At 64.9% G+C, this 12,334-nt stretch carries 8 protein-coding genes; 5 read left to right on the plus strand and 3 right to left on the minus strand.

Annotation, left to right across the window (positions count from 1 at the left end):
* The first annotated feature begins 64 nt into the window (after positions 1–64).
* Positions 65–1,354 carry an MFS transporter gene (locus tag ABIA45_RS11800; protein WP_271547145.1) on the plus strand — a complete coding sequence of 430 codons (1,290 nt, stop codon included), beginning with the start codon at positions 65–67 and terminating at the stop codon, positions 1,352–1,354.
* A 164-nt stretch (positions 1,355–1,518) separates the two neighbouring features.
* Positions 1,519–2,994, plus strand: coding sequence for an FAD-binding oxidoreductase (locus ABIA45_RS11805; protein WP_271547146.1), 1,476 nt, complete (start codon positions 1,519–1,521; stop codon positions 2,992–2,994).
* Positions 2,995–3,937: 943 nt separating this feature from the next.
* On the opposite strand, the gene ABIA45_RS11810 is transcribed toward ABIA45_RS11805, so the two are convergent.
* The 3 genes from ABIA45_RS11810 to ABIA45_RS11820 all read right to left on the minus strand — a co-directional run bounded on the left by ABIA45_RS11810 (position 3,938) and on the right by ABIA45_RS11820 (position 8,368).
* Complete coding sequence (locus tag ABIA45_RS11810; RefSeq protein WP_404652107.1) at positions 3,938–5,635, minus strand: GMC family oxidoreductase; 1,698 nt, start codon at positions 5,633–5,635, stop codon at positions 3,938–3,940.
* 269 nt (positions 5,636–5,904) lie between these two features.
* Positions 5,905–7,464 carry an acyl-CoA carboxylase subunit beta gene (locus ABIA45_RS11815; protein ID WP_404652109.1) on the minus strand — a complete coding sequence of 520 codons (1,560 nt, stop codon included), beginning with the start codon at positions 7,462–7,464 and terminating at the stop codon, positions 5,905–5,907.
* Positions 7,394–8,368 carry an IclR family transcriptional regulator gene (locus tag ABIA45_RS11820; RefSeq protein WP_157282238.1) on the minus strand — a complete coding sequence of 325 codons (975 nt, stop codon included), beginning with the start codon at positions 8,366–8,368 and terminating at the stop codon, positions 7,394–7,396. Before ABIA45_RS11820 ends, ABIA45_RS11815 begins: the two co-directional genes overlap by 71 nt.
* 95 nt (positions 8,369–8,463) lie before the next feature.
* Between ABIA45_RS11820 and ABIA45_RS11825 the strand changes: the two genes are divergently transcribed.
* From ABIA45_RS11825 to ABIA45_RS11835, 3 genes are all read left to right on the plus strand, one after another.
* Entirely contained in the window at positions 8,464–8,685 is a 222-nt protein-coding gene (locus ABIA45_RS11825; protein WP_225155874.1) for an acetyl-CoA carboxylase biotin carboxyl carrier protein subunit, read from the plus strand.
* Between the two features lie 167 nt (positions 8,686–8,852).
* Positions 8,853–10,019, plus strand: a complete 1,167-nt coding sequence (locus ABIA45_RS11830; RefSeq protein WP_404652111.1) for a TAXI family TRAP transporter solute-binding subunit — start codon at positions 8,853–8,855, stop codon at positions 10,017–10,019.
* A gap of 236 nt (positions 10,020–10,255) precedes the next feature.
* Positions 10,256–12,331 carry a TRAP transporter permease gene (locus ABIA45_RS11835; RefSeq protein ID WP_404652113.1) on the plus strand — a complete coding sequence of 692 codons (2,076 nt, stop codon included), beginning with the start codon at positions 10,256–10,258 and terminating at the stop codon, positions 12,329–12,331.
* Positions 12,332–12,334 lie beyond the last annotated feature (3 nt).

Here is a 12,334-nt window from a genome sequence, read left to right on the forward strand (position 1 = left end):
ATCCCGTGTCATTCTCTACACTGACGCAGGTCTGTTGCGGCCTGCCCATCCACGTTGAGGCCCGATGATCTCGAACTGGCTCGCGGCAGCACTGTCCCGCCGCAACGTCCACTACGGCTGGGTGATGGTCGGCGTGACCTTCCTCACCGCGCTGATCAGCGCCGGCACGGTCGGCGCGCCCGGCGTGTTCATCGTTCCCCTGCAGAAGGAGTTCGGCTGGAGCACGGCGGAGATCTCGTCCGCGCTGTCGATCCGCTTCATCCTGTTCGGGCTGATGGCGCCGTTCGCGGCCGCCCTGCTCAACCGCTATGGCCTGCGCAACGTCACGCTGGCCGCACAGCTGATCGTGGTCTCGGCGCTCGTGCTCTCGCTCGGCATGACGGAGGTCTGGCAGCTCATCGCCCTCTGGGGCGTGGTGATCGGGATCGGAACCGGCATGACTGCCTTGGTGCTCGGCGCGACCATCGCCACGCGCTGGTTCGCGGCAAGACGCGGCCTCGTCATCGGCATCATGACCGCAAGCGTCGCCACCGGGCAGCTCGTGTTCCTGCCGCTGCTGGCGAGCCTCACCGAACGCTATGGCTGGCGTCTCGCGCTCGGCCTCGTCTGCATCATGCTCGTTATTTCGTCGCTGGCGGTGCTGCTCGCGATGCGTGACCGGCCGAGCGACGTCGGCCTGCGGCCGTTCGGCGACGAAGGCACCGAACCTTTGCCGGCGCCGCCGGTCAGCCACGGCTCGATCACGGGCGTTGCGCTCGGCACGCTGCGCGACGCCTCGACATCGATGGCGTTCTGGATTCTGTTCGCGACCTTCTTCGTCTGCGGCGCCTCCACCAACGGCCTCGTGCAGGTGCACCTGATCCCGATGTGCCTCGATTTCGGCATCCCGCAGGTGCAGGCAGCGAGCCTGCTGGCGGCAATGGGCATCTTCGACTTCTTCGGCACGATCATGTCGGGCTGGCTGTCCGACCGTTACGACAACCGCTGGCTCCTGTTCTGGTACTACGGTTTGCGCGGGCTCTCGCTGATCTTCCTCCCCTTCAGCGACTTCTCCTTCTACGGCCTCTCGGTGTTCGCGATGTTCTATGGTCTCGACTGGATCGCGACGGTACCGCCGACGGTGCGGCTCACCGCGCAGAAGTTCGGGCCCGAGCGCGCCAATCTGGTATTCGGCTGGATCTTCGCCGGCCATCAGCTCGGCGCCGGTGCCGCGGCGTTTGGCGCAGGCTTCTCGCGGACCGTCTATCAGAGCTATCTGCCCGCCTTCTTCATCGCCGGCGCGCTCTGCGTGTTCGCGGCCCTGATCGTGCTGGCGCTGTCGCGGCAGCCGAAACTGCAACCCGCGACGGCCTGAAGCCGGCCTACGACCCGATCGTGATGGTGACGCCTGACCCGGCGGCGTCACCATCCACAAGACGCGCTCGGCCACATTCCCATTAGACTCCTCGCGCCAAACGTGGACAATGCCCTTCGCACGTCACCGTGCGCAGTGCACACCAAGATGCGCCAGAGGAAACAATGCCGGCTGCCTTCCCATCGTCCCCACCCGTCATCCCAACCGCCCCCTTGACCGCCGAGATGCGCGATGCGTTGCGCGCGATCGTCGGCGAGAAAGGCCTGATCGAGGACGAGCATGGCAAGCAGCCGTTTGTGACGGATTGGCGGGGATTGCTGGTTGGCGGCGCCGGGGCCGTTGTTCGCCCTGGCAGCACCGAGGAGGTCTCGAAAGTGGTCCGGCTCTGCCATGCGCATGGCGTCGCGATCGTGCCGCAGGGCGGCAACACCGGCCTGATGGGTGGGGCGACGCCCTGGCCTGTGCACACCGGCATCGTGCTGTCGCTCGGCCGCATGAACCGCGTGCTGGATGTCGATCCCGTCGGCTATTCGATGACGGTCGAGGCCGGCTGCGTGTTGCAGACGCTTCAGGAGACAGCAAGCGAGCACGACCGCTTCCTGCCGCTCAGTCTCGGTGCCCAGGGCTCCTGCATGATCGGCGGCAATCTCTCCACCAACGCCGGCGGCGTGCAGGTGCTGCGCTACGGCAATGCCCGCAATCTCGTGCTGGGGCTCGAGGTCGTCTTGCCGAACGGCGAGATCTGGGACGGATTGCGCGCGCTCAAGAAGGACAACACCGGCTACGACCTCAAGCACCTGTTCATGGGCGCCGAGGGGACGCTGGGCGTCATCACCAAGGCCGTGCTCAAGCTGTGGCCGGCGCCGAAGGACGTCTGCACGGCGTGGCTGGCGGTCCGCGATCCCCGCGCGGCGCTGGAAATCCTGTCGGAGGCGCACGCGGCATCCGAGGACAATGTCGGCTCCTGCGAGCTGCTCAGCCGGGCGGCCATTGACCTTTCCCTGCGCCACATTCCCGGCACGCAGGATCCGCTGAAGGCGGACACGCCCTGGTACCTGCTGCTGGAATGGTCGTCGGCGCGCCCGCGGCAGGACGGAACCGAGGGCATGTCCGGCAAGATGGAGCAGTTTCTCGCCGATCAGCTCGAAGCCGGCCGCGTGCTGGATGCGACGATCGCGCACACATTCGGTCAATCGCGCAACATGTGGCGCATCCGCGAAGCCATGGCGGAGGCCTCCCGCGCCGAGGGACCGGGGATCAGTTTCGACGTGTCGGTGGCGATCTCCAGAATCCCGGAGTTCATCGACAAGGGCCTCAAGGCCGTGCTCGACATTCTCCCGACCATTCGGCCCTATCCGCTCGGGCATATCGGCGACGGCAATCTGCACTTTTCGTTCATGGGTCCGAAGGGCATGGACCAGCAGACGCTGAACCAATACACGGCTGCCATCACGCGCGCCGTGAACGATCTCGTCACTTCCCTGGGCGGCTCGATCTCGGCGGAGCACGGCATCGGCATCGACAAGCTCGACGAGCTCAGCCACTACCGCTCGAAGACCGAGCTCGACATCATGCGCACCATCAAACGCGCGCTCGATCCGCACAACATCATGAATCCCGGCAAGGTGCTCCGGCTGTGATCGGCTCGGCGCCCGGCGTTGGCGGGTCGCAAAGTTGTTGCGACCCGTCCGCCGTTTTTGGAGTGCTATCCTCTGTCCTCAAGCCACCGAGCCGCCGCGCGGGTTGACAACCGTATACCCTCGCAGCGAGCGCGCGTGGATTCGCGTCGCGCGCCCACCCGAGTTGGCGTCATAGGCCATCCAGACGTCGCCTCCGAGGTGCTGCTCAAGGACGAACACGTGTCCTCGTCGCGCAGCAACCATTCCCGGTGCGGGTGATGTCCGCGGAAAGCGGAGCCAATTGGACGCAAGATTTAGTTCCGGCACGATACGGCCGAACACGCGCAGAGCCGCGCCGCAGCCGCAGAACGAGGAGGGACAACCGGCCGGACGGCCACCGACGACGCGAGCGCCGTGGACAGTCGCCGGCGTGGTCGTGCTCCCAGCATCAGTCACCGTCAGTTGTGTCGAGCGGTACGCTTGCAGTGTGGGCCTGGAAATCAGCGAAGATCTGGAAGCCAGTGAGGGCCTGGAAGCCCGCTCGCGTCGCGCCTGCGAATAGGAGAAGTCGCAGGGCATGGTGACGTTGCATTCAGGAGCTTGATGAATGCGATAAGGGCGCGCTTCCGAAGCGATAGAACCCAGGATAACGAGGACGCACGCAGAAAATACTCGCTTGAACATTGCAGGACTCCAATGAGAGACCCTGCCCCGGGCAACGAGAAACCAATAACAGTTTGGCTGAAATGGGCCTAAAGCGCGGCTGAAAATGGCTGCGATCGTGCGCCACGACTGCACGATCTCATAGCCTACACGTAGCGCCTGAGATGATTAACTCGCAGCGCTCGAATGCTCGATCAGCGCGTCAAGCTCGCGGCATGCAACCAAGTCGGTCCGCGCAAGGCAAGTATCCATCAGCGCTCCTCCTCCCTGCACTGCCCGGATCGCCAGAACTCGCTGCCGCTCATTGCATCATTGCGGCCGCGATCTTCTCCGCCGACATCAACACCGGAAAGTTGGTGTTGGCGCACGGCACCACCGGGAATATCGAGGCATCAACGACGCGCAGGCCCTGCACGCCCTTGACGCGGCCCTGATTGTCGACCACCGCCATTGGATCCTCAGTGCGGCCCATGCGGCACGAGCACGAGGCGTGCCAGACGCCGATCGTCGCCTTGCGCACGAAGGCTTCCAGGGCCTCGTCATCGTTCATCACCTGATCGAAGGTGAAGCCTTCGACGACGAAATTGTCGATCATGTAGTGACGCAGCGCCGCCGGCCCGTCCATCAGGGCCGCGGCGATCGTGGTGAGAATCTTGTTCCTGGTGTTGACCACGCCGATCTTGCGGACGCGATCGGTATAGGCGGCCGGAAACGGCTTGTCCGTCACCTTCCTGACCACCTCGCTCATCTGGATTGCCGCCAGCTTGCGGAAACCGCTCATCAGGCGATCGAGATCGCGGCGGTCGGACAGCAGGTTGAACTCGACGATCGGCTCTGCGGAGGGATCGCGCGAGGCGAGCTTGACCTGTCCGGTCTCGGAATAGGTCTTGTTGACGAAGGTCAGGAGCGAGCCGATCTGCGCGCCGACGGCGTGCCAGGCCGATTTGCTGATGACGACGACGAACATGTCGCCCTTGGGCACATCAGGCAGCCCGGAGGAGTAGCGCAGGCCGAGCTGCATGTGACGCCTGGTGTGCTCGTTCATGCGCGCGCCGCGGCGGACAAAGGACGACAGCGAGATCGAGGGATGATCCATCAGGCGTTGGCCGACGCCCGGCAAGGCCGCCAGCACGGGAATGCCGAGGTCCTTGAGGTGACCGACGGGGCCGATGCCGGCGCGGAGCAGATGCGCCGGCGAATGAATGGCGCCGCTGGAGAGGATGATCTCGCGTCCGCGGAATTCCTGCTCGCGGCCGTCGACCATCGCCTTCACGCCGACACAGCGCGTGCCTTCGAACAGCAGCTCTCGCACCTGCGTGTTGGTGGAGATCGCAAGGTTCGCACGCGCGCGGGTGTCGCGATCGAGATACCCCATCGCGGCCGAGACGCGCTGCTCGGCTTGGTTGGAATGCGTCACCGGGAAGAAGCCGTCGACGAATTCGCCGTTCTGGTCGGCCACGAATTGATGGCCGGCCTGCTGGAAGGCTTGCGCGAACGCCTCCGAATGCCGCGTCCAGCGCTCGCGCGGGATGCGGCGGACCGGGATCCTGCCGTCCTTGCCGTGATACGGTCCGTCGAAATCGAGGTCGCGCTCCACCTTCTTGAAGAACGGCAGCACGTCGGCCCACGACCAGCCCTCGGCGCCGCGCGCCTCCCATTCATCGTAGTCGGTCGGCGCGCCGCGGTTGGCCATCTGCCCGTTGATCGACGAGCCCCCGCCCAGCACGCGCGCCTGCTCGTATTTGCGCAAGGGAGGCCGCGACTCCTCGGGATTGTTGTGGCTGACGACTTGCGTCGTGACCTTGAGCTCGGTCCAGTGAAAGCGCGGATCGAAATAGGCGGTGCCGGGATAGCTGTCCCTGATCTCGGCCGGCTCGTTGCCGGGTGGCGTGTCCTGACCGGCTTCGCAGAGCAGAACCCGGTTGGCGCTCCTGGCGGAGAGCCGGTGGGCCAGCACGGACCCCGCCGAGCCGCCGCCCACGATGATGAAGTCGTACACGATTGGCGCTTCCTCTTGTTCTTGTTGGCGGAGCTTAGCTCGTTATTGTTTTCTACTGGAAGGGCTTTGGATGGAGGGCGCCACCCTCGCTCGTGTCCCGGACGCCTAGCAACGCCGTGGCGTTGCTGCGCTGAGCCGGGACCCAGGAGGCCGCGAGCATGCTGTTGCATGGGCCCCGGCTCTGCAGCGCACCACCGCCGGACGATGCTTCGCATCGCCGGCAGCGCTGCGCTGCGTCCGGGGCACGAGCGTCGTGGCTTGGCACAATGCTACGGCCTGATCGAAAAGTTCTCCGGCGGCCCTGGCTTTCGCAGCGGCTCCGCCAGCCTCGCGAACTCGCACAGGAGCGATCGCGTCTTCCTGGGATCGATGATCTCCTCGACCCAGAATTTTTCGGCCGAGCGGAACGGCGAGCGGAGCTTGTTGAGCCGCTCCTCGATCTCCTTCAGCTTCGCCGCCTTGTCTTCCGCCGCGTCGATGTCGGCGCGGTAGGCGGCTTCGATGCCGCCTTCGAGCGGCAGCGAGCCCCAATAGGCCGAGGGCCAGGCATAGCGGATCGAGAAGCGGTCGGCCGGCTGGTGCACGACACCGGCGACGCCGAACGCGTTGCGCAGGATCACGGTGCACCAGGGCACGGTGGTCTGGTTCACCGCCGCCATGGCACGCACGCCGTGGCGGATGGTGGCCGCCTTCTCCGCATCGAGGCCGATCATGAAGCCGGGGCAATCCATGAGATAGACGACCGGCAGGTGGAAGGTCTCGGCGAAGTCGACCCAGCGCACCACTTTCTGGCAAGCATCCGCGGTCCAGGATCCGCCATAGTGGAAGCTATCGCTGGCGAGCAGCAGCACCGCCCTGCCCTCGAGCCGCGCGAGACCGACAATGATCGGCTTGCCGAAATTCTTGGCGACCTCGAAGAACGAGCCCTTGTCGACGACGGACTCGATGATCGGCCGCATCTTGTAGACCTGCTTGCGGTTGCGCGGCACTGCGTTCATCAGCGCTTCGTCGCTGCGCTCGGGGCTGTCGGTGCAGGGCAAGGTCGGCGGCAGCTCGTAGACCGATGACGGCAGGTAGGAGAGGAAGCGCCGCGCGCAGGCGAACGCCTCCTCCTCAGTGTCGACGGCGTGATCGACCGCGCCGGCGCGGGTCTGGATGTCGGCGCCGCCGAGCTCCTCCTTGGTAAGATCCTGCCCCAGCGCCTTCACCACCGGCGGACCCGCGACGAACATCGCGGACTTCCGTGTCATGATGGAATAGTGGCTGGCGGCAAGACGCGCGGCGCCCAGGCCCGCCACCGAGCCGAGGCCGAGTGCGACCACCGGCACGCGCGACAGATTCTCCGTCGTGAAGCGATACCAGCGCGTGCCACCGATGCCGCCGGGCAGATTGGCCGCGCCCTTGGTCTCGATGGTCTTGACCGAGCCGCCGCCGCCGGAGCCTTCGATGATGCGGACGATGGGCAGGCGGAAATCGTGCGCCATCTCTTCCGCCATCAGCGGCTTGGCCGAGATCGACGCATCCGCCGAGCCGCCGCGCACGGTGAAATCATCACCGACCACGACAACGGTGCGGCCGTCGACGCGCGCGCGGCCGAACACGCAATTGGCCGGCGTGAGCTTCTTCAGATCGCCGCTGGAATCGTACTCACCGATGCCGGAGACGGCACCGATCTCGTGAAAGCTGCCTTTGTCGATCAGCTTGTCGATACGCTCCCGAACAGTCAGCCGGCCCTGGTCATGCTGTCGCTTGACCTTGTCAACGCCGCCCATCTCCCGCGCGAAGGCTTCGCGCCGGGCGAGCTCGTCGAGTTCCGGCTTCCAGTTCATTCACTCCCTCCGAATGGATCGGCTTGTTATTATTGTGCACGGCCATGGCGACCGGCTTACGCGAGATACGGTTGTTGAAGGCGTCGCCTTCCGCGCCTTCCATCAGGCTGCCGAGCGAGCGGCCAAGCTGGAGCATCAGCGGTGCGACTTCGTCGTGCAGACGCTGCTCGTCATACATCGCCGACAGAAGACCGATCGTGATGACCACGAAGGTCTGGTACTGCGGCGACCAGATCGGCACCGCGAGGCCGTTGATGTGCGGACTCCAGAGGCCGCAGGCGACAACATAGCCGCGCTCGCGCAGCATCTGCCGGTTGGCCTCGATGCGGGGCTTGAGAATCTTCGCAGCTTCGGGGGCTTCGCGCTCCATGTCTGCGACGAAGGCATCTCCAACTTCCGGCGCCAAGGCCGCGGTATAGGCTGCGCCTGCGGCGGTCGAGGCCATCGAGATGCGGCTGCCGGTGCCCTCGTGCAAACCGAGCGCATTCGGCGAGCGCGCGAACTGGAGATAGACGAGATGGAAGCGGTCGGGGACGACGAACCCGACCGTGCCCGGCAGCTGCTCGGCGACTTCCTGCAGCCGCTGGCGAATCATGCTGCGCAGCTGCGCGCCCTTCATCATCGAAGCACTCATCGCCACCGCGCTGGGGCCGATGCGATACTTCTGGTCGCGTGGGAGATACACGAGCTGGCCCATGCGGGTCAGCGTATGCGTGAGCCGCGACACCGTCGAACGCGGCAGACCGCAGCGATTTGAAATCTCGAGATTGCCGAGTCGCGCCTCGTGGCCCTCGAAGCATCGCAATACGTCGAACGCGCGCGACACCACCTGGATCACATCACCCTCACCGGCTTCGCCAGCGAGCGCACCTTGCCTACTCAACCGCTCCGAACGTCGTCCCATGATCCCTACCGTTGTGTTCCGCTGTGCGGAATTAAATTCCACTTGCAGACGACGCTACCTCAGGCATTTTGCGACGACAACAAAAAGGCGATGGCATGCCAGAAATTAAGATCGTCACGGAGGTCGCGGGACGCATCTGCGCGACTCTCGTGCAAGTTGGAGGAACCGTCGCGGATGGCGATGACGTTGTGGTGGTCGAAGCGATGAAGATGGAGATCCCAGTGCCCTCGCCCGCAAACGGCACCATCACATCGCTTCTGGTAAAGGTCGATGACGTCGTTGCGGAGGGACAGGCGATCGCGATCGTCGCGAGTTGAGCGTCTTATCCGGTCTTTTCCGCGACAATGTGTCAGTCGCATTCCCGCGCGCGCTGTACGACGTTGCCATCGCTTGATGGCGGTGACATGATCGGTTTCAAACAAAACGTTGTTTCAAACAAAGAATGAAAATCTTCGCGGCAAAGCGAGGATCATTGGAGGGAAACATGCTTCGTGGGCTGCTCGTGCTCGCGCCTGCTCTGGTGGCGGGCGTTTCTTTTGCGTCTACACGCTATTCGTTCGCCGAAGACATCAAGCTGCCGGCGACATTGACCTTCACCGCCTATGACACCGGCACCGCCGGCTTCAACATCGCCGTCGGCGTCGGCAAGATGATGAAGGACAAGTACGGCACCGACGTGCGCGTGCTCCCCGCAGGCAACGACGTCGCGCGCCTCGCGCCGCTGCGCGCCAAGCGCGCGGTGTCCGCGGCGATGGGATCGGGCACCTACTTCGCGCAGGAAGGCGTGTTCGAGTTCGGCTCGAAGGAATGGGGGCCGCAGCCGCTGCAGACCCTACTCTCGACCGTCGACTGCAATTGCGCCTCGCTTGCGGTGGCCGCCGACACCGGCGTGAAGGAGCTGAAGGACCTCAAGGGCAAGCGCGTCGGCTTCGTGGTCGGCTCGCCCGCGCTAAACCAGAACTCGCTCGCGGTGCTCGCCTTCGCCGGGCTGACGCAAAAGGAAGTCAAGGCCGTCGAGTTCGCCAGCTACGGCGCGATGTGGAAAGGGCTGATCAACAACGACGTCGATGCCGCCTTCGGCACCACCATCACCGGTCCCGCCAAGGAGGCCGAGGCTTCGCCGCGCGGGTTGATCTGGCCGCCGCTGCCCGCCAAGGACAAGGAGGGTTGGGCGCGGATGCAGAAGGTCGGCTCGTTCTTCTTCCCGCAGCTTGCGACTTGCGGTGCCGGCATCTCGCCGGAGAAGCCGATCGAGCTCGGCAATTATCCCTACCCAATCTTCGTCGCCTACGCCTCGCAACCGGCCGACCAGGTCTATGCGATCACCAAGGCGATGATCGTCAACTACGACGCTTATAAGGACTCCGCGCCTGGCGCCGGCGGACTCGCGGCCAACCGCCAGACCAAGAACTGGGTGGTGCCGGTGCATCCCGGCGCGGTGAAGGCGTTGAAAGAGGCCGGCCAATGGAGCGACGCTCAGGAGGCACACAACAACCAGCTGATCAAGCGGCAGGAGGTGCTGGCGGCCGCCTGGGCCGATTACGGCAAGTCCAATCCGCCGTCGGACGACAAGGCGTTCCTCGACGGCTGGACGAAGGCGCGTGCCGCGGCGCTAGCGAAAGCCGGCATGCCGAACGGGTTCGAGGAATAGAGTGAGGTGTTGTTAGGCGTGATCGTTGCCTCGCGAGAAGTGCGCCCCCTCTCCCGCTTGCGGGAGAGGGTTGGGGAGAGGGTGCCTCCGCGGTGGGATTCCCCCAGAGGAGAAAGCCCTCACCCGGCGCTTCGCGCCGACCTCTCCCGCACGCGGGAGAGGTTGAGCGCGGGACCAGAGCGGTTCAAACAACTGCCGTTTGCCTAATTGCGTTCACCAGCCCACGCGCGGGATCGATGATGTCCTCTTCCACTTCCACCGTCCTGCAAGACGCGCCCAAGCGCGTCGTATTCGATGATCCCCATGGCGCCGCCGGCAACATGCAGGAAGCGGAAGTCACGCGCGTCCGCACGTTGCGCGGCGCGTGGCGCTGGACGCTGATTGTTGCGACCGCCGCGACGATCCTGCTCTGCATCAACCAGCAATTCTCGCTGCGCTTCTTCGTCGGATACACCCAGCTCAACACGGAATATTTCTATCTCCTGATCGCGTTGATGCTGCCATTCACGTTCCTGATCTTTCCGGGCACCGGACGCGCGCCGCTCGACCGCGTTCCCTGGTATGACCTCGTCTTGTTCGTCGCGACCTTCGCGGCGGCACTCATGCTGATGTCGAACGTGCGCAAGGCGGCGGAGGCCGGCTGGGAATTCGGCGGCGCGCCCAACACGGTGATCGCCGCAGGCCTCGTGATGTGGGTGATGCTGATGGAGGCGTTGCGCCGCACCGGCGGCTGGAGCCTGCTCCTCAGCGTGCTGCCCTTCACCGTCTATCCGCTGTTCGCGGAGGCTGGCTGGCTCGGGCCGTTCCGTGGCACGCAATCGACGCTCGAGCAGGCGACCGCCTATCACGTGCTCTCGGGCGAGAGCCTGCTCGGCATTCCCATCCAGGCCTTCGCCGACACCGTGATCGGCTTTCTCGTGTTCGGCACCGCGCTGATGATGACGGGGGCCGGAAAATTCTTCATCAATCTTTCCTTCGCCATGTGCGGCACCTTTCGCGGCGGCGCGGCAAAAGTCTGCATCTTTGCCAGCGGCCTGCTCGGCATGATGTCGGGCTCGATCATCTCCAACGTGCTCACGGCGGGAACCATGACCATCCCCGTGATGAAAAAGAGCGGCTTCCGCGCGTCCTATGCCGCGGCGATCGAGGCCTGCGCCTCGACCGGCGCGGTGCTGGCTCCACCGGTGATGGGCGCGACCGCTTTCGTCATCGCGCAATTCCTCAACGTCAGCTACGCCGACGTCGCGGTCGCCGCGATCATTCCCGCAGTGCTCTACTATGTCGGCCTGTTCATGCAGGTCGATGCCTATGCCGCGCGCCACAAGCTGAAGGGCATTCCGCGCGCCGAGCTGCCGCGGATCATGGACACGATCAAGGACGGCTGGTACTACGTCTTCGTCATCGCGCTTCTGATCGTGATGCTGCTCTATTTCAAGCGCGAGAGCCACGCGCCGTTCTACGCCACCGCGCTGCTGCTGGTCCTCAACCAGTTCTTCTCCAAGGAGACGCGCTGGACATTTGCGACGATCGGCAAGTTCCTGGAGGTCAACGGCCGCACCTTCGTCGAGCTGGTCGGCATCCTCGCCGGCTGCGGCCTCTTGATCGGCGCGTTCTCGATGACGGGCGTGGTGTCGAGCCTCGCCAACGACCTCCTGCACATCGCCGGCGACAATGCCTTCCTGCTGCTCGGCATGTGCGCGCTCACCAGCCTCATTCTCGGCCTCGGCCTGACGACGACGGCCTGCTACATCTTCCTCGCCATCCTGGTCGCGCCGGCGCTGGAGAAGCTCGGCCTCAACCGCATGGCCGTGCACATGTTCATCTTCTACTGGGGTATGCTGTCATCGATCACTCCGCCGGTCGCGATCGCCTCCTTCGCGGCCGCCGGCATCGCCGGCTCGCCGGCCATGAAGACGGGCTGGGAATCGATGTGGGTCGGCAGCATCATCTATTTCCTGCCGTTCTTCTTCGTGCTCAATCCGGCGCTGGTGCTGCAGGGCTCGAGCCCCTATCTCGCCGGCCTCGGCCTGATGGGCCTCGCTGCCCTCGGCACGCTGTTCATCTGCGGCGGCATCCAGGGCTACCAGCCGTTCGTCGGCGACTTGCGCGGTACAGGCAGTCTGGAATGGCCCATCCGTGTGCTGCTGGTGATCGGCGGCTTCGTGGTAGCGACCCCCGGCGGCGGCATCATGCCGCTGTCGCAGATGCAGGTGACGCTGCTCGGCCTTGGCATCCTGCTGCCGACGATCCTGATCGCGTTTCTCCTGGTCCGGCGCCAGCCTGTGATGCCGGACGGGTTGCGCGTACCCTGATTG

Source organism: Bradyrhizobium sp. USDA 336, assembly GCF_044908355.1.
Taxonomy (GTDB): Bacteria; Pseudomonadota; Alphaproteobacteria; order Rhizobiales; family Xanthobacteraceae; genus Bradyrhizobium; species Bradyrhizobium yuanmingense.